Source organism: Arthrobacter sp. GAS37 (assembly GCF_044908325.1).
Taxonomy (GTDB): Bacteria; Actinomycetota; Actinomycetes; order Actinomycetales; family Micrococcaceae; genus Arthrobacter; species Arthrobacter ramosus.
Genome location: NZ_JBIYDB010000003.1, coordinates 168170 through 191143, shown reverse-complemented (window position 1 = coordinate 191143; position 22974 = coordinate 168170). Strand labels below are relative to the sequence as shown.

Here is a 22974-nt window from a genome sequence, read left to right as displayed (position 1 = left end):
GAGAAAGGACTCCGATGGCCACGGATATTTCGCGGTTGGTCCATAACGTGGATGAACAGGGCTTCACGGCGCTGGAGAAGACGGGACTTCGCGGACAAAAGGACCAAGGCCTCGTCTCAACGCTCATCTCGCGTGACCTGAGTGGGTCCGACGACCTATGCGTCAGCTGGGGCAGGATCCTCCCCGGACAGCATCACTTATGCCATCACCATCCCGATGCCTCCGAGTTCTACGTGGTCATTTCGGGCGAGCCCCTCGTCCATCTGGGCGACACCGAGTACAGGGCCAAGCCTGGCGATGGCATCTACATCCCCCGGGGCACCACCCATGGCATAACCAACGACGGCGACGAAGACGTCAACCTGGTTGTCGGCGTCAGCAAGCCCGCCGACTGGCAGTTCGTGGCGGACGAGTGATGGCGACGTCGTCCCTGGTTCGGCAGGTCGGACTCATCACGGCCGAGCCAACCCCCACGCTGTTGTCCGTGGTTGCCTACCGAAACCTGGATTTCGTGGTCCTCGACGCAGAGCAGACCACGTTGACGCTGCAGCAATGCGCGGATGCGGTCCAGCGACTGTCAGGGGCTAATACGCGGGTCGCCGTCCGTGTCCCTGATCTTGAGGACATGACTTTGGTAGCGTTCGCCAACACGGGAGTGGACGAGATTGTGCTCCCCAGGGTGCGGCATCCGAAAGAACTTGAACGGGCCTACCGGGCGACGAGGTTCGGCCCCCATGGGTTCCGGCCGAAACAGGCTTCGTTCGCCTCGGCGTTTGGTGCGGACTATTCGCTGGAGCCCCGGCTGACTGTGCTTTTTGAGACGATGGAAGCCGTCGACGCCGTCGAAGACTTCGTGGCGTTGGAGTGTTTCGACGGCGGCTGGGTGGGCCCCACGGACCTAGCCGGCGAACTGCTGAAACACGGGAGGCCCGGGGCGGTCGTGCTTGACGAATCCGTCCAGCGCGTCGTTGACGTCCTCGGAGCTGCCGGCCAAAGCGTGGGCCTTCCCGCAGCCGACATTGCCAGTGCCGGTGATGTCCATGCCCGGGGCGCCGATCGCGCCGCGGTGTACTGGGAGCGGGAGCTCGCCTCGATGATCGCGCAGCTGGCTGCAGCCGCCGCTCCGGAGACGCACTGGACGAGGTGTGACTCCCTGTGAAAATGAGCCGCGTGGTTCTTCTGCAGCGATGCCGATGCTGGCATGCTGTGACGATGAAGGCAGGCTCGCCGCCGGAGGATCCTGCCAGGATTCTTCGTTTAGTTGACGAGTCTTCGATATACTGATGAGTGCTGGAACACTGAGGAGCTGTATTGGGAAGCACGGAAGTTGTTAAAGTCGACGACGATGACACTCTGCACCGCAACCTGTGGATCACCCACCTGGGCGCCATGCTCAAGGAACAGCGTGCCGGGCGATTCACTGTTGAGGAATTGGCGGACCGGGCCGGTGTGAGCGCCGGACTGATCAGCCAGATCGAGCGCGGCATCGGTAATCCGTCATTTGCCACGCTCCTTCGCCTGGCCAATTCCCTCGGCGTGCCGCTGGCGAGCATGTTTACCGACCCCAGCGAGACCCAGAACCACATGCTGGTGCGCCGGGCCGATCGCCGCCGCATTGAAATTCCTTCCCAGGGAATCGTCATGGAATTGATCGTGCCCGATGCGGACCGGAAGCTTGGCGTCATCAACATGACCATTCCTGCGCACTTCGACGGCGCAGAGGTTCCGCATTCGCACGAGGGTGAAGAATGTGTCGTGGTCCAGACCGGCACGCTCGTGGCGAGTGTCGGCGGGCAGGAATTCACCTTGGGCGAGGGCGACAGCCTGACCTATGACGCCACCCTGCCGCATTGGTGGAGCAACCTTACGGACACTGCAGCGGTCATGGTGGCGATCTCGACGCCGCCGTCGCTGGGTAAATCCCATTGATGAGCCGCCCGCCCGGCCCGTCTTCCCGCTTGGGAATGCTCGTGCCGTCGTCGAACTCCAACGCGGAGTCCCTGACGGCTGACATCCTGGCCGGATCGCCCGACGTCGGCGTCCACTACAGCCGCTTCCGGCTCCCGGCAGACCTCGATGACCGCATCGACGCGAAGGTTCTCGGCGACGCGCCGTCACTGCTCAGTGATGCCGGGCTGGATGCCATCGCGTTCCACGGAACGTCGGGATCCTGGACCGGCCTCGAAGGGGACCGGGCGCTCGCCGAATCATTGACGGAGGCCGCGGGCGCGCCGGCCACCACCGCATCCCTGGCGCTTGTGGCCGCCCTGGAGGCGCTCGACGCCGGCCGGGTCGCCGTCGTTTTTCCCGGCCCCCCGAGCATCATGGCGCTCATTGAACGCGAGTACGCAGCCAGCGGCCTGGAAGTAGTGCGCTCTTCGGTGCCCGCGAGGTCAATGTCCAATCCGGAGATCTCGCGAATGTCCGGCGCGGATATCGGCGCGCTCATGAGGCCCGCCTTTGGCTCCGACGCCGACGCGGTCGTCTGTATCGGGACGAACCTTCGCTCGGCTTATCTGGCGGCCGGCTTCGAATCCGAGTTCGGTGTGCCCGTCGTCGACAGCGCAACAGCCACGCTGTGGCATCTCCTCCGCTTGGCCGGAACTGCGCGCCCGATCCCGGGATGGGGCGCGCTGCTCGCTCGCGCCTAGTGCGCTCGCCGGGTATTCAGCAGCCACGCCTCGATGATCTGCGAACGCGTCGCGATCCATGCCGAATTCTTGCCCGCGTGCGACAAGAAGGTGTCCAGGGCGGCTGCGTAGGCTGGCCGGCCAATGAGGCGCGGGTGCAGGCCCACGTTCATGACGGACGGACCGGACCGGCTGTCAGTGAGCATCATGTCCAGGGTGCCGCACAATTGGCGGGCGAATGCGGTAGCCGTGGGGAACTGCCTGAAGAGGCCCGAGTCGTTGGTGTCACCGGCGTAGGGCAAGACTGGCAACCCTGTTCCGCCCTTCCCCGCGTTGTCTATCCCGGTTCCAAAATGCGGCAAGTCATCGTTGAAGCTATTGGACTCATACACGAATCCAGCGGCGGCGAGAATGTCCCGTGTACCGGGGTTTAGTCCGTCGCGGGAGTACCAGTTGGTGGGCGGAACGCCGGTGCTCCTGGCGATGGAATCGCGGGACGCGGTAATGAGCGCGCGTTCCTCGTCGGGAGCGAGCCCGGCGTGGGTGTCCCAGTTGTAACCGTGGTCGGCAATTTCGTGGCCGTCCCTGACGAGCGCGGCCGCGATCTGGGCGTTCTGCTCAAGTGCCGTGGCGCAGCAGAAGGCAGTTGCCCTCACCTTGTGGCGCCTCAGAATGCGCAATACCCGCCAGATGCCTGCCCTGGATCCGTATTCGAAAGCCGATTCCAGTGTGAGATTCCGGACCGTGGGGTGGGCGGGGTGCTTGATCCAGTGGGCGCCAAGATCGTCCGCAGGGCCTCCGCGCGCGATGCTGCGCTCCGCCCCGTCTTCCACATTGATCACCAGGGACACGGCAACGCGTGCACCTCCAGGCCAGCGGAACTCCGGTGGATGCTCGCCGTAGCCCACGAAATCCCGGGTGGTGGAGGGGACCGACACGGTGGAATCTCCTCTGTGGTTATAGTGAAGATACTTCGATATCATGAACGTAATCGATAGGGAGTCGAATGTCTACGCTCATCCACGGTGGCACCGTAGTGCCAGGCACAGGCAATACGGTGCTCGAATCAGGAGCAGTCATCCTGCGCCACGGGCGCATCTCCGACGTTTTCGAGCGTTGGGACCGCGAGCAAGCCTTCGACGGCGAGGTGATCAATGCGATCGGATGCGTCGTGATGCCCGGTCTCATCAACAGCCACGTCCACGGGGTGACTCCCGGCCCGCTCATGCCCAGCGGTGCTCCCGCGCTGCCCGACGACGAGTGGCTGGCGAACCTTGACCGCCACCTTCTTGCGGGAACCACCACGGTGCTGAACCTTTGCGGTTTTTGCACCATGGACCATGTCCGGGAAGCGGACCGCCGGCATGCGGTCCACGTCCGGGGAGCCACGACGCACTTGCCCGAGGCTGAGCGGGCCGCACGAATGGCTGACGGCAGGGGACTGCCCGCGCAGTCCGGCCACAGCACGGTAGAGAAGATGCTCGACGACGGCGCGATCGCGATCGGCGAACTCGGCGGCGGGCAGACCCTCGGCGGGGGAGGCCAGGACCTGAGCTACATCCCTCGCGCGATCGAAAGGGCAAGCGGCGTGCGCGTGCACTCGGCGCAGGCCCGGCGGATGAAGGAAGCCGTGCTTGGCCGGTTCATCGAGCCCGACGCTTGCGACATGGCCGAACTGCGCGCCGCGGCCGCCGAGGCAAGGTTGGAAGGACAAATCGACCTCGTTGAATTGCGGAAAATCATCGCGGATTCCGTCTTGCCTTCCGTCGAGCCGGCACTCAACGGCATCCGGGAGGGCGTCCAGGCCGCGGCTCGATTCGGCGTGCCGGCGATCCTGCACAGTGCAGCCGCGACAGCCCGCGTCATGCGCGAACTCATGGACGGGACACCACGGGTCAAGACGGGCGGGCCCAAGACAGTCGGGGCCAAGGCGAGTGTCATCGCCTCCCACGCCAACCACCCCTCGCACACTCCCGCGGAGGCCCTCGCGCTGGCCAGGCTCGGCAGGGACCACGGTTGGTCAGCCGAAGTTTCCGTTTTCGACCTCCTGCACCGCAAACAGACCGTGACAACGCGCGAGCACTGGGATGTTTTGCTTCAGGAACCCGGTCTCGTGGAGGTCCTAGCCACCGACTACGGACACGAGGGACATCACGACGAATTGATCTCGGCCGTACAGGATGTCGCCGAGCACGGCTATCAATCCTTGGCAGGAGCAGTGGCCATGGCGACGTCTGCAGTGACTGCGTTGATTCCGGGGATCGCGCCGAATGGTGGGCGGATTGAGCCGGGGCGGGATGCCGACGTCGTCGTGGCCAGCGCCGAAGACTTCCGGGACGTACGCTTCGTCTTCGTGGGTGGGGTCTGTGTGGTGCGGGATGGTCGGCTGACTCCGGCGGCCCGCCGGTGAGCGGGCACCTGACTCTGGAGCAGTCCGCGCGACTTATCGAGCTCGTTGGCGAGACGATCCAGCGGGAGGACGCTGCCGCCGTCGAACGCTCATTCAGTGACTTTCAGCGCGGCATGGCCGCGTTGAGGGCCGATTTCGACCCCCGACGTTTGCAGGAAGCCCCTGGAGGTGGCGCGAATGACTGAGGCATGGGAACTGGGAATTGCCGAGGCGTCCGCGCTCCTGCGCCGCGGCGAACTCTCCGCAGCCGAACTCGTGGAATCGGTCATCGGGCGGCTCGAAGCCACGGAAGATTCGGTGCATGCGTGGGCCTACGTCGACCGGCGGGGCGCTCGAGACGAGGCGCGCTCCGCGGACAATAGCGCGGCGCGCGGCGAGTTCCTCGGACCGCTCCACGGGATTCCGCTCGGAGTGAAGGACGTCATCGACGTGCGGGGGATGCCTGCTGAAGGCGGGTCGCTGGCGCTCAGGGGCAGGGTTGCTTCCGACGACGCCGGCGTGGTTCGGCACTTGCGGCGGAACGGGGCAGTGATCCTGGGCAAGACGGTGACCCATGAGTTCGCCTTCGGACAGGGGACCCCGCCGTCGAAAAATCCCTGGGGAGCCGAGCGCTATGCGGGCGGTTCCAGCATCGGTTCGGGAGTGGCCGTGGCCGTGGGTAGCGCACCGGGCGCCCTGGGCACGGATACCGGCGGATCCGTGCGGAATCCGGCATCGGTGAACGGGCTGGTGGGCCTCAAGGCGACGGCCGGGATGGTGGATGGATCGGGCGTGCTCAACGTCAGCCATACCCTCGACCACATCGGGCCGATCGCTCGAAGCGTGGCGGACTGCGCGGCGATGCTCCAAAGCATGGTGGGCCCGGAGACGGCGGCCCGGCTGCAGGAGATGGTGCTCCCCGAGGCCATGCCCGCCCTGACCCGCGTGGCGGTGGATCGTGGCGCCTGGGCCGAGTGGGAGGTCACACCGGAAGTGGTCGCGGTCCTTGAACGGGCTGTGTTTGCCTTGCAGGAACTCGGGGTGGAGGTTGTCGAGCTGTCCCTCCCTGAACTGAAGATGGCCCTGCCGGCGAGCTTGGCGATTTCGCTGTCCGAATCGGTCGAACACCATCGCGAGCTGCTGGCCAGAAGCGCTGGCAAGTATCTGCCCGGCACCCGCGTGATGATCGAGACCGGCGCCCTGGTGCAGCGCGAGGATGTCGAGCTGGCGCTCCGAGTGCGCTCGTATCTTCGCGCGTCCTTGCGGACTGCCATGGACTTCGCCGGAGTCCAGGCATTGGTTTCTCCGACGCTGCCGTCCATCGCGCCGATCGAAGCGGACATGTCCCATTCGCTGACCGGTTCAACAGGCAAGGACTCCCTCTCCAGCGCGCTCATGATGCTCTCACCGGCCAACCTCACCGGAATGCCCGGACTGAGCATCCCCTGCGGATTTGCCGGAGGACAACCGGTCGGGATGCACTTCCTCGGACGGGAATTCGCGGAGGCAGACCTCTTGGGCATCGCGCACGTCTATGAGAAGCACACCTCGTGGCACGCCCAGGTGCCGGTCCGCGGCTGAGCCGTAGTAGCCGTGAACTTTGTCACATAAGCTACAGGGAGAGTAGGAAGAGGTTGGCGGTGCATCCAGAGTTGCGTGGCTTGCGATTTTTCGGCGCGCGTTGGAAGGCGCGGCCGCTTGCCTCCCAGATCCTGGTGTGGCTGCTCTGCATCCTCTTTGTGACAGTCACCTTGGGCGCGCTTCTCTACACCCAGATCAGCAATCAGACCCTTGAGGACCAATACCGGCTTCGTGCGCTGGGGATCGCCACGACTGTGGCGCAAATGCCGGAAATCGTGACGTCGCTGGGGAATGGAGATCCAACGCACTCGATTCAGGCGATTGCGACGAAGGTCCAGTCCCAAGCGCAGCCGGACTACGTCGTCGTCACCGACCGGAAAGGTGTCCGGTACTCCCACCCCAATCCGGGCCTCATTGGACAGACCCTGGAAGAACCCGTAGCCGTCCTGGACGGGCAGACCCATGTCGGCATCGACAAAGGCAGCCTCGGCGACTCGGTCAACGCCAAGGCGCCGGTACGCGCGGCGGACGGGACCGTCGTCGGGCAGGTCTCGGTGGGAATCCTGGAGACCACGGAAAGCAGCGAACTCGCCAAACAGGTGTTGCTGATTGCCGGCTATTCGGCCGTAGTCCTCGTGATCAGCGCCATGGGCTCCGCCCTGCTGGCGCGCAGAATCAAGCGGGTCACTTTCGATCTCGAACCGGTGGAGATTGCGTCCCTGTTGCAGGAGCGCGAAGCCCTGCTGCACGGCATCCGCGAAGCGATGATCGGCTTTGACGACGACGGCCGGGTCACCGTCATCAACTCCGAGGCGCGCACCCTGCTGCACCTGGAAGAAAACGTGCTGGGAGAGAAGATCGAGGATCTTCTGCCCGCCGGGAGGCTTCGTTCCCTGCTGACCGGACAGATCAGCGGTACCGACCAGATCGTGATCACCGAGGACGCCTTGCTGGTGGTGAACCGGATGTCCGTTGCCTTGGCCGGGAGGAGCATAGGCTCCGTGGTCACCCTGCGCGACCGCACGGAAGTTGAAGGCCTGGTGCGTGACCTTCGCTCCGTCGAAGGCCTGATGGAGGCCCTGCGTGCCCAAGAGCATGAGTACGCCAACCGCCTCCACGTGGTGGACGGACTCCTGGAACTCGGAGACGTGGACCAGGCGCGGAATTTCGTCTCCCGGATTTCGGACACCTCGCGCTCGCTTGGCGAGGGCTTGCGCTCGCGGATCGAGCCGCCGGAGCTCGCGGCCCTGCTGCTCGCGAAAATCACCGTGGCTGCTGAGCAGGATGTCGGGATCTCGGTGACGGACGACTCGCAGCTGCGCCAACCGTTCCTCGAAACCCAAGCGCTGCTGACGATCGTCGGGAACCTCCTGGACAACGCCGTCGAGATCCTCGCCGAGCAACCCGCGCCCCGTGAGGTGACCATCCAGTTGGACGATTCCTCGGGCATTTTCATCTGTGTGACCGACAATGGGCCCGGCGTTCCTGCAGCATTGGTGGGCACGATCACCGCCGACGGGTTCACGACCAAGGAACCGCGGCCGGGAATGCGTCGTGGGATAGGCCTTGCTCTGGTGAGCAGGATCGTTCACCGGGCAGGCGGCACGATGGATGTTTTCCCGGGCCCGGGGGGACGCTTTGAAATCTGGTTGCCGGAACCGCACATGGAATCCGACGCCCCGGTCATGACAGGAAAATCAATCGAATGATCCGCACCTTGGTGGTCGACGACGACTTCCGCGTAGCGCGCATCCACGCCAGCCGCGTGGCCAAAATCGAGGGATACGAATGCGTCGGTGAGGCCCACACCGCGGCGGAGGCCAGGGAAGCGGTGCGGCTGCTCAAACCAGACCTGCTTCTCCTCGATGTCTACCTTCCGGATGAAGACGGAATCAGCCTATTGAGGTCGCTTCAGGGAGCCGGCGAAAAGCTCGACGCCGTCATGATCACCGCCGCCCGGGACCTTGAGACTGTACGGGCTGCCATGCGCGGAGGAGCGGTGTACTACCTCGTCAAACCGTTTGGCTTCGAGCAACTGCAAACCCAGCTCGAGGCCTACCGGCGCTGGCGGCAGGAGTCAGAGTCCCGGACCGTGGCCGACCAGGCGACCGTGGACCAGCTCTTCAGCCTGCGCCGGACGGCTCCTCCCGCCAAAGCACCCCGGCGCCTGCCGCCCACGATGCAAAAGGTCCTCGATATGGTGGTTCACTCCACGGAACCCTTGGGCGCATCGGAGATTGCGGGCAGCGTCGGAATCAGCCGCCCCACGGCCCAGCGCTATCTCAGCGAACTCGAACGCAAAGGACTCGTTGACCTGCATTTGGCCTACGGTTCGACGGGGCGCCCGGTGAATACGTACTTGCCGCGCAAGGGTTGAGGAATCAGATCTGCAACCTAGGGGTTGCTCTTTCGAAAAGTTAATGCAACCCTTTAGTTGCAGTAACTGACTGAAAGGAACAGAATCATGACTATGACTGCAAACCAGGCCTCTGTCGTCGACGCCGGCGAATTCACTGTGAGGCGCACCATCGCCATCGCCGCTCCGATCGAGAAGGTTTGGGCCGCGATCACCGAGGCCGAGCACATTGCGCGGTGGTTCGGGCAGACCGCCGTCCTCGATGAGGTCGCCGTCGGTGCCGGCGGTGTCTTCTCTTTCGAAGGATACGGCGCCTTCCCGGTGCTGATCGAGGAGCTCGACCCGCCGCGAATGATTGCCTACCGCTGGAGCAACGACGACGCGCGCGGCACCCAGCCGGCCGAGGTCGACCCTGACCATTCGACCGTGTTCCGCTTCACGCTTGAAGCGCTCGACGGCGGAACGCGGCTCACCGTCGTCGAGACCGGCTTCGACACGGCGAGCGATCCGGCGTTCAACATGGAGAGCCACCGCCAGGGCTGGGACTCGGAGCTGGACGAACTGGCAGCTTATGTCGAGGGTGGGTCGTGACCACGAGCACCCTGGTTCCAGTGTTCGCCGCGCTCGGCGACGAGACGAGGTGGAGCATCCTGGCTGCGCTCGGCGAGGGCGACGCATCGGCGTCGGCCCTCGCCGGGCGGCTCCCGGTCACCCGACAAGCGATCGCCAAGCACCTCGCGGTGCTGCAGGAGGCCGGACTCGTTGAATCGGTGCGCGTCGGCCGCGAACTGCGCTACAGGGTGCTCGGCTCGCAGCTGAGCGAGACGGCACGCAGCCTCGATCGCATCGGCGCAGAGTGGGACCGCCGCCTGGCCGCGATCAAGCGCATCGCGGAGGGGCTGTAATTCTTCGACAACGGGCGCGTCTAAGTTGAGCGCCGGTTGCGCGCTTGGTGCGCCAGCTGGATGAATCCGTAGATGAAGGCGGCCTCGATGAGCACCATCAATCCGAGCCACAGCAACTCGCCCGTGCCGATAAAGTCAATGATCCCGACAAGGACGAGCACGGTTCCGAGGACCAGCGCGTAGACGGCGAAACCGAAGGCCACTCTTGCGCTCCGCACGCCCGTCTGGAAGCCAAAACCCAGGGGTTCTCCTCCCGGATAGCCCTGGACGCGATCGTGTCCCGCGGGCTTGAGCCTGTCGAACTCATCCCAAGGATCCAGATCCTGATCGGCCATAGTTCCATTATCCCGCGAATCGGGCCGGATGCTTGAGGGGTTCGTTGCCGTGTCAGGCCGCGGCGCCACGCGTCACATTCGGGAAACGCTCGGGAAAGCCCTGAACAATGGGGGCCATGATGCCCGAAGAACTCACCGCCAGCCCGCGGGTCAAGGACACCCTGGCTGTTGGCGGACAACTGCAAAACGCCGTCTCCCGAGCCTCCGCCTCGAAAGTACCCGAGGTGACAGTCCTGTTCTGGGTAGTGAAGATCCTCACTACCGGGATGGGCGAAACTACGTCCGATTTTCTTGTCCACCGTTTCGAACCCGAGATCGCTTTGGGCCTCGGGTTCGCGGCATTGGTGATTTCGTTGGTTCTGCAGTTCCGGGTCCGCCGGTATATCCCCTGGGTGTACTGGACCGCCGTCGCGATGGTCAGCGTGTTTGGGACCATGGCTGCGGACGCCGTTCACGTCGGGCTTGGCGTCCCCTACCTGGCGTCGACGCTGTTCTTTACCGTGGCGCTCGCTGTCGTTTTCCTGCTCTGGCACCGGAACGAAAAGACCCTCTCCATCCACAGCATCACCACCCGGCGTCGGGAGTCCTTCTACTGGGCTGCGGTGCTGACAACCTTCGCACTTGGCACGGCCACTGGAGACCTGACCGCCTACACGCTGGGCCTGGGCTACCTTGCCTCAGGCATCATGTTCGCGGTTGTCATCGCTGTCCCCGCACTTGCCCACTGGCGTCGCCTGCTGGCTGCGATCCCGGCCTTCTGGTTCGCGTACATCTTGACCCGGCCATTGGGGGCGTCCTTCTCTGACTGGACCGCTGTTTCCCCCGACCGAGGGGGACTCGACTGGGGCACCGGCCCCGTCAGCCTGGCCCTCGCCGCAGCGATAGCCGTCCTGGTCACGTTCCTGACGATGAATTGGAAGCGTGCCCTCAAATAGGGCGATCCGTTGCCGCTTGGCTTTTCGTACTGTTGTTCGCATGTCCTGACATATTTGCGTTAATTCTGCCTCCGGTTAACCCCGGATTCATGGGCCATGACCCACTCCTTCACCTTGCCCTTGGATGGTAGTTCCTGCCCTTGGGGGACTTTCCGGTTCAAGATGAAGGAACACCATGACCAACCGCTTTCTAGCAGCGGCCGCCGTCGCCGTTGTTGCAGCCACCGCTGTGACCGGCTGCGCGCAAAGCAGCACCGCTTCGGCCCAGAACAATGGCGCCAGCGCATCCCCGGACAAGACGATCACCGTGTTCATCAGCGGGGACACGAACGTCCAGAACCTGTGGGAGAAGAGCCTCGTTCCCGCCTTCGAGAAGGCCAACCCCGGCTACAACGTTAAGGTCACCCTCGATCTGCACGGCGAGCACGATGCCCAGACCCTGGCGAAACTGACCAGCGCCACGGAGCAGAACAAGGAACCTGATTTCGACCTCGTCGATGGCGGTTTTGTCTCCAAGGCCTCCGCAGCCAATCTGCTGACCTCCGTGAGCTCGCAAACGATTTCCGCCCTGAACGATGTCCCGCAGGACGTCATCAAGGCCGGCGGCACCGGTGGCATCCCGTACCGCGGCTCCGCGGTGCTCCTGGCATATGACACCAAGACAGTTGCCACTCCGCCGAAGACCCTTGACGAACTGCTCGCTTGGATCAAGGCAAACCCGGGCAAGTTCACCTACAACTCGCCTAAGTCGGGAGGGTCCGGCGGTGCATTCGTTGCCACCGTTCTGGACAAGTTCGTCCCTGCCGACGCCCGCGCCAAGATGACGGTGGGCTACGAGAAGGACCTTGAGAAGTACTGGGACCAGGGCTTCGCGACATTGAAAGACCTCAACTCGTCCGTCTTCCAGAGCGGCGTCTACCCCAACGGCAACCAGCAGACCCTTGATCTGCTCGCCAAGGGACAGATCTCCATGGCTCCGGTGTGGTCTGACCAGTTCATCACCGGCTTGACCAACGGCCAGATCCCGTCCACCGTGAAGGCCACCCAGATCAGCAACCCGTCCTTCACGGGCGGTGCCGCCTACCTCGGCATTCCCAAGTCCTCGCCCCGCCAGGAAGCGGCGCTGAAGCTTGCCAACTTCGTCCTCTCGCCGGACGCGCAGACCATGATCATCAAGGAAATGTCCGGTTTCCCGGCCATCAGCCTCGACAAACTGCCGGCTGATGTGAAGGACAAGTTCAAGGACGCAGACACCAACAACCTGCGCAAGGGCTACTTCGACCAGATGGGCAAAGACCTGAACAACCTCTGGGACCAGAAGGTTCCCGGCCAGTGACAACCACGCTTCAAAAGCCGGCGGAACTGCAACAAGCAGTTCCGCCGGCTGGTGCCACGCGCCCCAAGCGACTGGGCCAGCGCGCCGTCGGGTTCTTCATGGCCCTCCCGCCGATCCTGTTGATCGCACTCTTCGTCGGCTTCCCGATCGTTCTCGCCTTCGGCTTCAGCATCGGCCTGACCGGCGGGTTGAACCACACCATCGCCACCATTGGCCAGAACGTGCACGAGGCAGACGCCTGGTGGGGAACGCTGGCCGCGTACCAGGAGATGTTCACCAACAAGCGTTTCCTCGGGGACCTTCTGGTCACGGTCATTGTGACGCTGGTGAGCACGGCAACGGTCATCTTCCTGGCCCTGGGCATTGGCCTCTATCTCAAGCTCAAGGGTGGTCGAATGGCCCGCCTCCTCTCCGGACTGGCGATCGTGCCGCTCTTCATCCCGGTGGTCATCGCCTCGTGGGCAATCCTGACCTTCTACTCCGGCACGGGCTTCCTTCGGAGCGTCTTCGCTCTCTTCGGGCTTGACTTCCCCGTGTGGGCCTTCACCATGGTCACGGTCATCATCGGCTCCGTCTGGACGTCGCTGCCCTTCGCTGTGCTCATGGTCTCCTCCGGGCTGCAGTCCGTGCCGAACGCCATGATCGAAGCAGCGCGCGACGCCGGTGCCGGCTCCTTGCGCACGATCGTCTCAGTGATCGTTCCCATGGCGGCCGTTCCCATCATTATCGCGACGACGTTTACGGCCATCGGAATTGTTGGCTCGTTCACGGTCCCGTACTTCACCGGGCCCAATTCACCGAACATGCTCGGAGTGGACATGTCCAACTACTTCTCTGCCTTCAACCAGCCCCAGCAGTCCGCCGTCATGGCCTTCACCGTCTTCCTGATTGCCTCCGGAATCGCCGCGCTCTACGTGTGGGCCAACTTCCGTTCCGCCAAGGAACAGGGGAAAGTCTGATGGCTATCTCTACCGGATCGCCCGTTGCTTCCCGCACCCGCCGGCCCCTCACGTTGGACTCGATTGTCCGCCGTGCGCTGGTGGGCCTGTTCGTGGTGCTCATGGTCGTTTTCATCCTGGGACCCCTGCTGTGGCTCGGTGTCCGCGCCTTCGCCGGTAACTGGACTTTCCCCAACCTCCTTCCCGATGACTGGACTTTGCGCTGGTGGCAGGTTGTCGTCAACGACGGCGCGCTCGGCATCGCGGTCCAGAACTCCTTGTTCTTCGCCCCGCTGACGGTCCTGGTGTCTGCGATCATTTGTTTGCCCGCGGCTTACGCCTTCGCCCGCTTTGATTTTCCCGGACGCCGCTTCTTCCTGATCAGCCTGTTCGCTACCAACGCCTTTCCCAAGATGGGCTTGTTCGTCACCCTTGCGGCGCTCTTCTACGCCTTGAATTTGATGAACACCATTTTGGGAATCCTCGTGGTGCACGTATTGGGCACGGTGGTCTTCATGACGTGGATCCCGGCGGCGGCGTTCGCTGCCGTGCCGCGAAACCTGGAGGAAGCAGCCCGCGACGCCGGAGCCTCCAAATTGCGCGTGTTCGCCTCCGTGACGCTCCCCATGGCGCTGCCCGGGATTATCGTCGCGGCCGTGATGTCCTTCCTGGCGTCCTTCGACGAAGCACAAGGAACGTACTTGGTGGGTGCGCCGGCCTTCATGACCATGCCCACCCAGATGTACAGCCTCGTGCTGAACTACCCCACCCAGGTGGCTGCCGTCTTCTCCATCCTGCTGGCCATCCCCTCCGTGGCCCTCATGCTCGCGGCGCACAAGCACATCCTCGGCGGCCAGCTCGCCGAAGGCTTCCAGATTAAATAGCGCCCCGCGCCCAACGTCAGACAGAGAACCCATGACAATTCATGAACCATTGACTGAACCACCTGCCAGCACCACAAAGCCGGGAACTCCGGCGTCGGACGGCGGCCTGACCATCCGCGGCCTCCACAAGATCCTCGGCGGCCGCACAATCATCGACAACCTCGATCTGTCGGTAAAGGAAGGCGAACTGGTGTCCTTGCTGGGGCCCTCCGGCTGCGGCAAGACAACGACGCTGCGCATGATCGCCGGCTTCCTCGAGCCGGACTCCGGCTCCATCGAGGTGGAGGGCCAGGAAGTCTCCCACTTGGGCGCCGAGAACCGCCCGAGCGCGATGGTGTTCCAGAACTACGCGCTATGGCCCCACATGACCGTGGCCAAGAACGTCGGCTTCCCGCTGAAGCTCCGCAAGATGTCCAAGGCCGAGATCAAGGACAGGGTGGAAGCCGTCCTGGAGTTGGTCAGCCTTTTGCACCACAAGGATTCCAAGCCCGCCCGCATTTCCGGCGGCGAGCAGCAACGCGTGGCTTTGGCCAGGGCACTGGTCCAGGAGCCGAAGCTCTTGCTCCTCGACGAACCCTTGAGCAACCTGGACGCGAAACTGCGTGTCAAAGTACGTGAAGACATCCGCAAGATCCAGCAGGAACTGGGCATCACCACGGTCATCGTCACCCATGACCAGGAAGAAGCGATGTCCATGTCAGACCGGATCGCCGTCATGAATGCGGGCCGGATCGAGCAATACAGTACCCCGGAAACGCTCTATGCCCGCCCGGAAACCGAGTTTGTAGCCACCTTCATCGGCAGCATGAACCGCCTCGAGGGTTCGCTCAACAACGGACTCATCACCGAGGGCCCGGACATTCTCGGGATCCGACCCGAGGACGTCATCCTGGCAGACGCGCCCTTCGCAGATGCGGTCCCGGCGACCGTCGAGAGGGTCGTCCCACGCGGACACTTCCAGGAAGTATACGTGCGCAGGGCCGACGCCCAGCTCCGCAGCTTCGTCAGCGGCGAGCTCATGCAGCCAGGCCAACAGACATATGCCGGGATCCGCAAGGCTATGACCTTCCGGGACGGACGCCTCGTGGCAGAGGCAGGTGCCGCACATTGAGCAACACCATTGACACCAAAAGGACCCGCGCCACGGCCCATCGGGGCGACTCCAGCAAACACCTTGAGAACACGCTGCCCGCCATCGCCTCAGCCATCGAGGCGGGTGCGGACCTCGTGGAAGTGGACGTCCGGGTGACCAAGGACGGGCAGGTGATCCTGCTCCATGATGCCTCGCTGCTCAGGATCTGGAGCCTCGACGCGGACGCTGCAGACGTCGGCTATGACCGAATCAGGCAACTGGGCGCCGGCGAGGAGCGGATTCCCCTGCTTTCCGAAGCCCTAGAGCTTTTCCGCGGCCGCCGGTCAACCTTGCTCATCGACATGGACGAGCCCGGCCCCGCGGGGGCGACTGCCGCCGTCGTGCGCGAAAGCGGCATCGAAGTGGCCTGGTGCGGGAACCTGGACGGAATGCGGATCATCCGCGCCCTCGACCAGGACGCCCGGATTTGGCTGCCCTGGAGCAAGAGGACCGCCCCGCCGGAAGAGCTGCTGGCCGAGCTGAAGCCCGAGTTCGTCAATTCCGAGCACGTGGTTCTTAGCAAGCACATGGTCGAACAGATCCACGCCGCGGGAGCCAAAGTTGCATGCTGGACCGTGGACGACTTGGAATCCATGCGATGGGCCTTGGGACTCGGCGTGGATTCGATCACGAGCAACCAACTGGACCTGCTGCAAAGCGCCATCGCGGAAGACCCGCAGGCATGGGCTTCGGCCCAGGCTCCCGGAGGACTGGCCGGAGACGAAGTTCTTGAGTCCCGGAAAGTCGCGTTGGAGCTGGCCGAATGGGCCGTCGGGTACATGCGCGACGCCGATCGCGGCCAGGTCTCGACCAAGGCGCACCCCGCTGATCTGGTCACGGAAGTCGATGTCGCCGTCGAGCGCCATGTCCGCGAAGTGATTGCCGCCCGCCTTCCCGGCCACACGGTGGTGGGCGAGGAAATGGGCGGAGTCGCAGTGCCAGGCGCACCGTGTTGGTACCTTGATCCCGTCGATGGAACCACCAACTACGTGAACCACATTCCCTGGACCGCGTTCTCGCTTGCCTTGGCGGTGGACCGCAAGCCCGCGGTGGCCGTCGTCGCAGATCCCTGGCGTGGCGAGATTTTCGAGGGGTGGGCCGGTCATGGTGCCTGGCTGAACGGAACGCCGCTATCGCTGGCTCCTGCGGGAGTTTCGACGGCGGCCCTGGCCGGAACCGTGGTGGCGACCGAACTCGCGGGGCACTTGCCGTGGCCCGGAATGCTGGAACTGCTCGCCGAGCTCGGCGAACGGCACAGCATCATGCGGATCATGGGGTCAGCCACCATGACGGTGGTTGGCGTAGCTGCCGGGCGTGGTGCGGGGGCCATCATTGGGAGCTTCAGCCCGATCGACCACCTGGCCGCGACGCTCGTTGTTCAAGAGGCCGGAGGCATCGTCCTCAATTCCGAAGGCGAGATGGACACGTTCCCGGAACAGGGCGGGATCCTTGCGGTCCGTCCGGAATACTCGGCCGAGCTTTACGAACTGTGGAGCCAGGCACATGCCGACGCCGGCAATTGAGCGCCTCGCCGACGCTGTCTCCGCTCTTGACCGGCGAAGCCGCTTCGAACTGGTTGATGAGATCCGCCTCGACTTTCCGACCCACCACCCGCAGGGCATGGCCTTCGCCAAGGGGCTGACGTTCTTGTCGTCCGTTGAGATCCACGAAGCGCCGCGCCCTGCGGCGGATCCGGCGCTGCGCACTCCCGGGCGGGGGACCGGGCACGTGTTCGTCCTCGAGGCCGGCGGCGAATTGATCCGCGATATCCACCTGGGCGAGGACACCGTCTACCACCCGGGTGGGATTGATTTCGACGGCCACCACGTGTGGGTGTCTGTCGCTGAGTACCGGGCCGGGAGCAGAAGCATCGTCTATACGATCGATCCGGACACCTTCGAGGTCCGTGAGCGGTTCCGCGTGGACGACCACATCGGCTGGATTCTCCGCGACCCAGGACTGGACCTGGTGTTCGGCGGAAGCTGGGGTTCCCGGCAGCTCTACACCTGGGATACGGAAGGTCGCCTGGTGGACGAATGGGAGAACCCCGGCCACTTCGTCGACTACCAGGATGCCCAGCTCCTGGGTCCGGGACTGCTGCTGTGCAGCGGGATTTCCCTGTTACCGCAGGCCGATGGCACCACCCTCGAACTCGGGGGCCTGGCCCTGGTGGAACCGCTGCGGCAAAGGATCACGTGGGAGGCGCCTATCAGTGTGTTCAGCGGTGCCGGTCACGTCATCACACGCAATCCTGTCGCGGTCACCGCGGATGAATCCGGACTGCTGATTCACGCGGCGCCGGATGACGGGGACGACGACGGCGGTACACGGATACTGAGCTACAGGATCATTTAACACAGCCGTGACAGACCGGAAACCGGTCCTGAACGGGGCCTCGATAGCGTGGCCGCATGATCGTATCCATCATGTCCAAGATAAGTGCCTGGATCGAAGCTGCCTACTTCTACGACGCCGCCGAGCTGGGGGCTTCCGGAGCTACTGAAACCACCCGCTACGGTTGGCTCCCGGCCCTCAGCGGGGTGGCTATCGCCGACGCCCAGGCGCGGAAAATCCGGGCCGCGGAGTAGCGCAAACCCCGGGATTCCGGGGTTTTTGAGTGGCCAAATGTCTTGTTGAACACACTATTCGTTGATGGCGTGTACTATGCCCTAAACTGCTTCACTGAGGTGCCTGAAATGGCACTATGCAGCAACGAAAGTGAACCACAACAATGGCTACCGATTACGACGCCCCACGCAAGACCGAAGAAGAGTCTCCCGCCGAATCGCTCGAGGCCCTTCAGGCATCGCGCGGCTCCGGTGCCCAGACTGCTGTCATCGATGTCGACGAGAACGACACAGCCGAGGGCATCGACCTTCCGGGCGCCGATCTGTCCGGCGAAGAACTGACCGTCATCGTTGTCCCGGAGCAGTCCGATGAATTTACGTGTTCATCGTGCTTCCTGGTCCGTCACCGGTCGCAGATCGCACTGGAAAAGAACGGCCTCAAGTACTGCCGCGACTGCGAAGGCTAAACCCCGCACGCAAAGCAGCCCCGCCCGACTGGAAACCAGCAACGCCAAACCAGCCGGGAGGGGCTTTTGCATGCCTGCGGTACCGACGTGCCTGCAGCGCGGCCCCTCAGGCGGCTTGGAGTTCTGTGGCGCGGGCGTATTTGAGGGCCTTGGCGTGGTGTCGTAGCTTGCGTCGGTGGCGCCTGGAATGCGGGGCGGTATCGGGTGGGTCTGTGCCTTGTATCCCGGTACCGGGTAGGGGCGGGGCTGTGGAGCGGTAGTGGTGTCCGGTGGGGGTGCGGATTTCGACGACGTGCCGTGTCCCGGGGCTGGTTTTTGCTCTCCAACCGGTGAGTTCTTTGGTGTGGTTGCAGGCTTCGCACATGCCGGCCCCGTTACTGAGGCTGGTGGTGCCGCCGTCGTGCCAGGGGACGACATGATCGAAGTGCCGGATCGGTGCATCGCAGTAGGGGGTGCGGCAGGTGTCGTCGCGGGCCTGGATGAATCGCCGCATGCCTGCCGGAAAAAGCCGCGCCTTCGAATCGGCGGCGACAAGCTCCCCGGATCCGGGGGCGGTGAAGAGGCGCCGGAGCCAGACTTTGAAGGCTTGGTCCGGCCCAGACTGGCCGGGTTGCCCGGGTTCGGCGTGGCCCTTGTTCCCGGTGAGGATTGCCCGTGCCCAGGCGGCGGGGACGATGCCGTAGCCGGGCAGGCGTGCCGGTTCGGCATCGCCCTGGAACAGGGTCCGGTCGGTCATGACGAGCTGGACTTCCACCCCGCTGATCCCGCCTGGGGTGCCGGTGATGCGTTCGACCAGGGCGTCTGCCATGATCTGTCCCCGGGACCGGGTCTCCCCGGAGGAGCGGAGGGTGTCGGCGTGCCGGGACAGGGCCGCGTGCACGGCCACGCCCTGGGCAACCGGGAGGAGGGCGGTGAGGTAGGTCATGGTGTCCGGTGCCGGGCGCAGGCTGACGTGCCGTTCGGTGGCGGCGTGGCTGGCGCGCTGCGTGACGGAGCGCGGGTCCCGCCGGTAGGCCGCGGTCCTAGCCGCGGCGATAATGGCCCGGTCGCCGGCACCGTCGAAGGTCCCCGTGTCGGCGGCGAGTTCCTCGTCCACGGCGCAGCGGTCTTCGGCGGACAGGCAGGCAGTTTCCTTCACCAGCAGCGTGGCGCGCCATTCGTTCAGCTGTCCGGTGTCGAGGGCGGCGAGGGTGTGCGGCATTTCGGCCACGAGGGCTTTGGCGAGTCCGTGGAGCCGGGATCCGCGGGCGGGAGACTCCCGCCGGGCCAACGCGATTTGGGCTCCGACGCCGCGTCCCTGCTCCTCAGCGGGGACGCCCAGCTCTTTCTCGGCGCTGCGCTGGGCGGCATCGAACGCGACGGCGATCCTCGCCTGCGCGGCCGCGGACGCGGACTTCAGATCCTCCAGGGCACGCAACTGGTCAATCAATTCGGCCGGTGCCGCGCCGTTCGTGAGGCCTGGGCGAAGCGACGTCACGACATCGATCAGGTCCCGCACCCGGACGCGCGGGACGCCGACACCGGGGGCAGCATCCGGGTCCGCGCCGCCGACTGGCGCGCCCGCTCCGATCAGCTGTGTTCCCCGAATGCCGGCCATAAACCAAGCATTTCAGGGACCTACGACATTATTAGGCCGAAATGACCCGTCCAATCGAAAGAACTTAGAAAAAATTTGAAGAACTGCACAGGACTGGCCATCAGTAGGGAGCAGTCGACCCGGCGGAACCTAGGCCGAAGCCAAGACTCCGAACCGCGTTGGCACGTCGCTCGCCCAGCCCCGGGGCCGGCGGCCTGTTTCGTCCGGGGCCGGCGCCCTGTATCGTCCGGGGGGCGACCGGCGGGTGCTCCTCATGAGTCGTCGTCTTCGGCGAATCATAGTTGCGTCATCGTCTCGACAGTGCCGTCGACCCCTGGTCCGCGGCCACACCGGCCGACGAAGACGCCGATTGAACAGCCGCTTGGCTCGAAGCCACCGCTCCGGCGTCGTTATCCCTGATAACGAACTGAGGCGAGAAACCACCCCGAAACCCCGGAAAACCGAGGAAACCAGGCCCCTGAATCACGTCCCCGTGACCCTTAGCTGGGTCCGCTAACAGTTGGGCGCCGAAGCGGATACGAAGCTCCTGAAAGGGCCCCGACGCTCCTACGCTTGAAGTATCGGATCGCTCAAGCACTCAAGGGGATGGGCCCAAGTGAGAAAGTTTCATGCGTGGTTGGCGGCATTTGTAGTGGCCGCCGGTCTTGGTCTCGTGGCTCCAGGGCCAGCGTCCGCAGCCCCTTATTGCGGGATCGTCTGGGGATCGTTGGCGAAGTCCAACCCCGCGCTGACCCAGGCACAAGTGGTCAATGTCAGGACGGGCCAGCAACCCTGCTTTGACCGCCTGGTGATCGACCTGAACGGCGCCGTTGCCGGCTATTCAATCCGCTACGTTCCACAAGTACCGCACGACGGCTCGGGACTTCCCGTCGAGCTGAGGGGCAATGCGTTCCTGCAAGTCACGGTCAACGCCCCCGCGTACAACTCCGCCGGAAATGCCACATACAACCCGGCTGACAAGAACGAGCTGACGAACGTCACGGACTACAAGACCTTCCGGCAAGTGGCCTTCGCTGGCAGCTTCGAGGGATACACCAGCCTTGGCCTGGGTCTTCGCGCCCGGCTCCCCTTCAGGGTCTTCACGTTGGCTGGTCCGGGAACGGGAACGCGCCTGGTGATCGACGTCGCCCACATGTGGTGAGCGGCCCGCGGGAACGCAGGCCAACCGACACACAACAAAAGCCCTGCTCCGGGTGATTCCGGAACAGGGCTTCTGCCGTACTAGAGGCTACTCAGGTACTCGGGTTACTCGGGTACCACGAGGGCAGGCGTATCCTTGCGGAGGGTTTCGCCGCGGAAGAAGCCGGGCCGAACGCGGGCCATGACCACCATGACCACCGCTCCGAGCGCCAGGATGCCGATGCCGATGATGAACACGAGGCCGACACCGAAGATCTCGGAACCGCTGCCGAAGGACGGAGACCAGCTGTCCACCGCCGTCTGGATGAAGACGAGGGTCAGAACGACGCCACCGATCACCGGGAAGAGCAGGCGCATGAAGAAATTGCGGACGCTGCTGAACACGCTGTGCCGGAAGTACCAAGCGCAGGCAAAAGCGGTCATTCCGTAGTAGAAGCAGATCATCAAGCCCAGGGCCAGGATGGTGTCGTTGAGGACGTTCTCGCTGACCACCTTCATGATGGCGTAGAACCCGCCGGAGATAGCCCCGGCCATGATGGTTGCATAGCCTGGAGAACCGAAGCGCTTGCTCACGGTGGAGAACTTCTGCGGAAGGGCGCCGTAGTGACCCATGGCGAGCAGGCTTCGGGCGGGGGAGGCCATGGTGGACTGCAGGGACGACGCTGTGCCCGCGAGTACGGCCAAAGACATCAGGATGGCCAAGGGGCCCATCACGGGGGAAGCCAAAGCGGCGAAGATATTGGACTGGTTGTCCGGGTTGTTGAGGCCGATGCCGTCGCCGCCAACGCCTGCGACCATCATCGTTGCGACGATCACTGCGACGTAGAGTCCCAGGACGGCGATGGCCGTGGTGGTTCCAGCTTTGCCGGCAGTACCCTTGCCGCCCTTGGTCTCTTCATTGACCGTCAGGCAGACGTCCCAGCCCCAGTAGACGAAGACCGCCAGGGACATGCCGGCAGCGAACTGCTCGAAGCTGCTGATCTTCGTGGGGTCGAACCAGTCCCAGCTGAAGGCGATGGCGGTGGGGGTGTCGCCGGAGGAGGCGTGGGTGAGGGCCATGACGATGAACACGCCCAAGACCACTACCTGGAATCCCACCATGGCGTACTGCACGAGTTTGGTGGCGTGCAGGCCCCGGTAGCTGACCCAGACGGCCAGTGCCACGAAGGCCAGGCATGTGGCGATGTTCAAGGGCTTGTTGGAGGTGAGGTCGGCAAGATCGGGATTGCCGAAAACCTGGGCGAGGAAGAGGTAGAAGAAGTCCACCGCGACGCCTGCCAGGTTGGAGAGGACGATGATGTTCGCGGCCAGCAGCCCCCAGCCGCCCATCCAGCCGATGAACGGGCCGAAGGCCTTGGTGGCCCACGTGAAGGTGGTGCCGCTGTCGGGAGAATCTGCATTGAGCTCGCGGTAAGCGAACGCCACGAGGATCATCGGGATGAAAGCGACGATGAAGATCGCAGGCAGTTGCAGGCCCACCGCGTTGACCGCCGGGCCCAGTGAGCTGGTCAGGCTGTAGGCGGGTGCCACGGAGGAAATACCAAGGACGACGACGGCGAGGAGCCCCAGCTGCCCCGTCTTGAGTCCTTTGCCGCTGATGCCGTGTTCGGTGCCGGCGGGATCGTGGGCCTCCACGGTTTTCCTTGCGCTTGGGCGGGTTATTTGAGTCATGTGCTTGGCTCTTTCTAGATGGCCGAGAGGTGTCGCTGTGTGATGCCGGGGCATCCGGTCATGCAGATTGTTCTCTAGTGAGACGGGAGTCACTAAATGAATGACGTTCAT

Annotated in this window: 25 protein-coding genes; 21 read left to right on the top strand and 4 right to left on the bottom strand. The window is 64.1% G+C overall.

Going from position 1 to position 22974, the window contains the following annotated elements:
- Positions 1-14: 14 nt before the first annotated feature.
- From ABH924_RS04615 to ABH924_RS04600, 4 genes are all read left to right on the top strand, one after another.
- Entirely contained in the window at positions 15-416 is a 402-nt protein-coding gene (locus ABH924_RS04615; RefSeq protein WP_404497246.1) for a cupin domain-containing protein, read from the top strand.
- Positions 416-1159: an aldolase/citrate lyase family protein gene (locus tag ABH924_RS04610; protein ID WP_404497244.1), complete on the top strand. Its 744-nt coding sequence runs from the start codon at positions 416-418 to the stop codon at positions 1157-1159. Before ABH924_RS04615 ends, ABH924_RS04610 begins: the two co-directional genes overlap by 1 nt.
- Before the next feature lie 152 nt (positions 1160-1311).
- Positions 1312-1929 (top strand): helix-turn-helix domain-containing protein, encoded by a 618-nt coding sequence (locus tag ABH924_RS04605; RefSeq protein WP_059388278.1) that lies wholly within the window; start codon positions 1312-1314, stop codon positions 1927-1929.
- Positions 1929-2651, top strand: a complete 723-nt coding sequence (locus tag ABH924_RS04600; protein ID WP_404497242.1) for an aspartate/glutamate racemase family protein — start codon at positions 1929-1931, stop codon at positions 2649-2651. The genes ABH924_RS04605 and ABH924_RS04600 overlap by 1 nt, the downstream gene beginning before the upstream one ends.
- On the opposite strand, the gene ABH924_RS04595 is transcribed toward ABH924_RS04600, so the two are convergent.
- Positions 2648-3568, bottom strand: coding sequence for a polysaccharide deacetylase family protein (locus ABH924_RS04595; RefSeq protein WP_404497240.1), 921 nt, complete (start codon positions 3566-3568; stop codon positions 2648-2650). The two genes, ABH924_RS04600 and ABH924_RS04595, sit on opposite strands and share 4 nt — an antisense overlap.
- A 68-nt stretch (positions 3569-3636) precedes the next feature.
- On the opposite strand from ABH924_RS04595, the gene ABH924_RS04590 reads away from it, so the two are divergent.
- From ABH924_RS04590 to ABH924_RS04560, 7 genes are all read left to right on the top strand, one after another.
- Entirely contained in the window at positions 3637-5040 is a 1404-nt protein-coding gene (locus ABH924_RS04590) for an amidohydrolase family protein (RefSeq protein WP_404497238.1), read from the top strand.
- The gene (locus ABH924_RS04585) at positions 5037-5225 is read left to right on the top strand and encodes a hypothetical protein (protein WP_404497236.1); all 189 of its coding nucleotides are present in this window, start codon (positions 5037-5039) and stop codon (positions 5223-5225) included. Before ABH924_RS04590 ends, ABH924_RS04585 begins: the two co-directional genes overlap by 4 nt.
- Positions 5218-6600: an amidase gene (locus ABH924_RS04580; protein WP_404497234.1), complete on the top strand. Its 1383-nt coding sequence runs from the start codon at positions 5218-5220 to the stop codon at positions 6598-6600. Before ABH924_RS04585 ends, ABH924_RS04580 begins: the two co-directional genes overlap by 8 nt.
- Positions 6601-6680: 80 nt before the next feature.
- Positions 6681-8309 carry a sensor histidine kinase gene (locus ABH924_RS04575; protein WP_234751423.1) on the top strand — a complete coding sequence of 543 codons (1629 nt, stop codon included), beginning with the start codon at positions 6681-6683 and terminating at the stop codon, positions 8307-8309.
- Positions 8306-8977: a response regulator gene (locus tag ABH924_RS04570; RefSeq protein WP_404497232.1), complete on the top strand. Its 672-nt coding sequence runs from the start codon at positions 8306-8308 to the stop codon at positions 8975-8977. Before ABH924_RS04575 ends, ABH924_RS04570 begins: the two co-directional genes overlap by 4 nt.
- Before the next feature lie 87 nt (positions 8978-9064).
- On the top strand, positions 9065-9547 hold the full coding sequence (locus ABH924_RS04565; protein WP_404497230.1) for an SRPBCC family protein: 483 nt from the start codon (positions 9065-9067) through the stop codon (positions 9545-9547).
- Entirely contained in the window at positions 9544-9861 is a 318-nt protein-coding gene (locus ABH924_RS04560; RefSeq protein ID WP_234751427.1) for a metalloregulator ArsR/SmtB family transcription factor, read from the top strand. Before ABH924_RS04565 ends, ABH924_RS04560 begins: the two co-directional genes overlap by 4 nt.
- 20 nt (positions 9862-9881) lie before the next feature.
- On the opposite strand, the gene ABH924_RS04555 is transcribed toward ABH924_RS04560, so the two are convergent.
- Positions 9882-10196, bottom strand: coding sequence for a hypothetical protein (locus ABH924_RS04555; RefSeq protein WP_234751429.1), 315 nt, complete (start codon positions 10194-10196; stop codon positions 9882-9884).
- 116 nt (positions 10197-10312) lie between these two features.
- Here ABH924_RS04555 and ABH924_RS04550 point away from each other — a divergent pair, with 116 nt between their 5' ends.
- The 9 genes from ABH924_RS04550 to ABH924_RS04510 all read left to right on the top strand — a co-directional run bounded on the left by ABH924_RS04550 (position 10313) and on the right by ABH924_RS04510 (position 18455).
- Positions 10313-11131 (top strand): hypothetical protein, encoded by an 819-nt coding sequence (locus ABH924_RS04550; RefSeq protein ID WP_404497228.1) that lies wholly within the window; start codon positions 10313-10315, stop codon positions 11129-11131.
- 175 nt (positions 11132-11306) lie between these two features.
- Complete coding sequence (locus ABH924_RS04545) at positions 11307-12467, top strand: extracellular solute-binding protein (protein WP_404497226.1); 1161 nt, start codon at positions 11307-11309, stop codon at positions 12465-12467.
- Positions 12464-13426, top strand: a complete 963-nt coding sequence (locus ABH924_RS04540) for an ABC transporter permease (RefSeq protein WP_404497224.1) — start codon at positions 12464-12466, stop codon at positions 13424-13426. The genes ABH924_RS04545 and ABH924_RS04540 overlap by 4 nt, the downstream gene beginning before the upstream one ends.
- Positions 13426-14289, top strand: coding sequence for an ABC transporter permease (locus ABH924_RS04535; protein WP_234751433.1), 864 nt, complete (start codon positions 13426-13428; stop codon positions 14287-14289). The genes ABH924_RS04540 and ABH924_RS04535 overlap by 1 nt, the downstream gene beginning before the upstream one ends.
- Positions 14290-14338: 49 nt before the next feature.
- A complete protein-coding gene (locus ABH924_RS04530) occupies positions 14339-15400 on the top strand; it encodes an ABC transporter ATP-binding protein (RefSeq protein ID WP_404497222.1) in 1062 nt (353 codons plus the stop codon).
- Entirely contained in the window at positions 15397-16944 is a 1548-nt protein-coding gene (locus ABH924_RS04525; protein WP_404497220.1) for an inositol monophosphatase family protein, read from the top strand. Before ABH924_RS04530 ends, ABH924_RS04525 begins: the two co-directional genes overlap by 4 nt.
- The gene (locus ABH924_RS04520) at positions 16925-17776 is read left to right on the top strand and encodes a DUF6454 family protein (RefSeq protein WP_404497218.1); all 852 of its coding nucleotides are present in this window, start codon (positions 16925-16927) and stop codon (positions 17774-17776) included. Before ABH924_RS04525 ends, ABH924_RS04520 begins: the two co-directional genes overlap by 20 nt.
- Positions 17777-17832: 56 nt before the next feature.
- Complete coding sequence (locus ABH924_RS04515; RefSeq protein ID WP_234751437.1) at positions 17833-18009, top strand: hypothetical protein; 177 nt, start codon at positions 17833-17835, stop codon at positions 18007-18009.
- 143 nt (positions 18010-18152) lie between these two features.
- On the top strand, positions 18153-18455 hold the full coding sequence (locus tag ABH924_RS04510) for a DUF4193 domain-containing protein (RefSeq protein ID WP_028266109.1): 303 nt from the start codon (positions 18153-18155) through the stop codon (positions 18453-18455).
- Between the two features lie 106 nt (positions 18456-18561).
- On the opposite strand, the gene ABH924_RS04505 is transcribed toward ABH924_RS04510, so the two are convergent.
- A complete protein-coding gene (locus ABH924_RS04505) occupies positions 18562-20052 on the bottom strand; it encodes a DUF222 domain-containing protein (protein WP_404497215.1) in 1491 nt (496 codons plus the stop codon).
- A gap of 595 nt (positions 20053-20647) precedes the next feature.
- Between ABH924_RS04505 and ABH924_RS04500 the strand changes: the two genes are divergently transcribed.
- The gene (locus ABH924_RS04500) at positions 20648-21193 is read left to right on the top strand and encodes a hypothetical protein (RefSeq protein ID WP_404497213.1); all 546 of its coding nucleotides are present in this window, start codon (positions 20648-20650) and stop codon (positions 21191-21193) included.
- Positions 21194-21297: 104 nt separating this feature from the next.
- Here the strand turns inward: ABH924_RS04500 and ABH924_RS04495 are convergent, their stop codons facing one another.
- The gene (locus ABH924_RS04495; RefSeq protein ID WP_404497211.1) at positions 21298-22863 is read right to left on the bottom strand and encodes an APC family permease; all 1566 of its coding nucleotides are present in this window, start codon (positions 22861-22863) and stop codon (positions 21298-21300) included.
- Positions 22864-22974: the final 111 nt, after the last annotated feature.

What these genes read in the sequence shown, in the direction of transcription:
- ABH924_RS04615 (WP_404497246.1), top strand. Translation starts at nt 15, where the DNA reads ATGGCCACGGATATTTCGCGGTTGGTCCATAACGTGGATGAACAGGGC.
- ABH924_RS04610 (WP_404497244.1), top strand. Translation starts at nt 416, where the DNA reads ATGGCGACGTCGTCCCTGGTTCGGCAGGTCGGACTCATCACGGCCGAG.
- ABH924_RS04600 (WP_404497242.1), top strand. Translation starts at nt 1,929, where the DNA reads ATGAGCCGCCCGCCCGGCCCGTCTTCCCGCTTGGGAATGCTCGTGCCG.
- ABH924_RS04590 (WP_404497238.1), top strand. Translation starts at nt 3,637, where the DNA reads ATGTCTACGCTCATCCACGGTGGCACCGTAGTGCCAGGCACAGGCAAT.
- ABH924_RS04580 (WP_404497234.1), top strand. Translation starts at nt 5,218, where the DNA reads ATGACTGAGGCATGGGAACTGGGAATTGCCGAGGCGTCCGCGCTCCTG.
- ABH924_RS04570 (WP_404497232.1), top strand. Translation starts at nt 8,306, where the DNA reads ATGATCCGCACCTTGGTGGTCGACGACGACTTCCGCGTAGCGCGCATC.
- ABH924_RS04565 (WP_404497230.1), top strand. Translation starts at nt 9,065, where the DNA reads ATGACTATGACTGCAAACCAGGCCTCTGTCGTCGACGCCGGCGAATTC.
- ABH924_RS04555 (WP_234751429.1), bottom strand. Translation starts at nt 10,196, where the DNA reads ATGGCCGATCAGGATCTGGATCCTTGGGATGAGTTCGACAGGCTCAAG.
- ABH924_RS04550 (WP_404497228.1), top strand. Translation starts at nt 10,313, where the DNA reads ATGATGCCCGAAGAACTCACCGCCAGCCCGCGGGTCAAGGACACCCTG.
- ABH924_RS04545 (WP_404497226.1), top strand. Translation starts at nt 11,307, where the DNA reads ATGACCAACCGCTTTCTAGCAGCGGCCGCCGTCGCCGTTGTTGCAGCC.
- ABH924_RS04535 (WP_234751433.1), top strand. Translation starts at nt 13,426, where the DNA reads ATGGCTATCTCTACCGGATCGCCCGTTGCTTCCCGCACCCGCCGGCCC.
- ABH924_RS04520 (WP_404497218.1), top strand. Translation starts at nt 16,925, where the DNA reads ATGCCGACGCCGGCAATTGAGCGCCTCGCCGACGCTGTCTCCGCTCTT.
- ABH924_RS04515 (WP_234751437.1), top strand. Translation starts at nt 17,833, where the DNA reads ATGATCGTATCCATCATGTCCAAGATAAGTGCCTGGATCGAAGCTGCC.
- ABH924_RS04510 (WP_028266109.1), top strand. Translation starts at nt 18,153, where the DNA reads ATGGCTACCGATTACGACGCCCCACGCAAGACCGAAGAAGAGTCTCCC.
- ABH924_RS04505 (WP_404497215.1), bottom strand. Translation starts at nt 20,052, where the DNA reads ATGGCCGGCATTCGGGGAACACAGCTGATCGGAGCGGGCGCGCCAGTC.
- ABH924_RS04495 (WP_404497211.1), bottom strand. Translation starts at nt 22,863, where the DNA reads ATGACTCAAATAACCCGCCCAAGCGCAAGGAAAACCGTGGAGGCCCAC.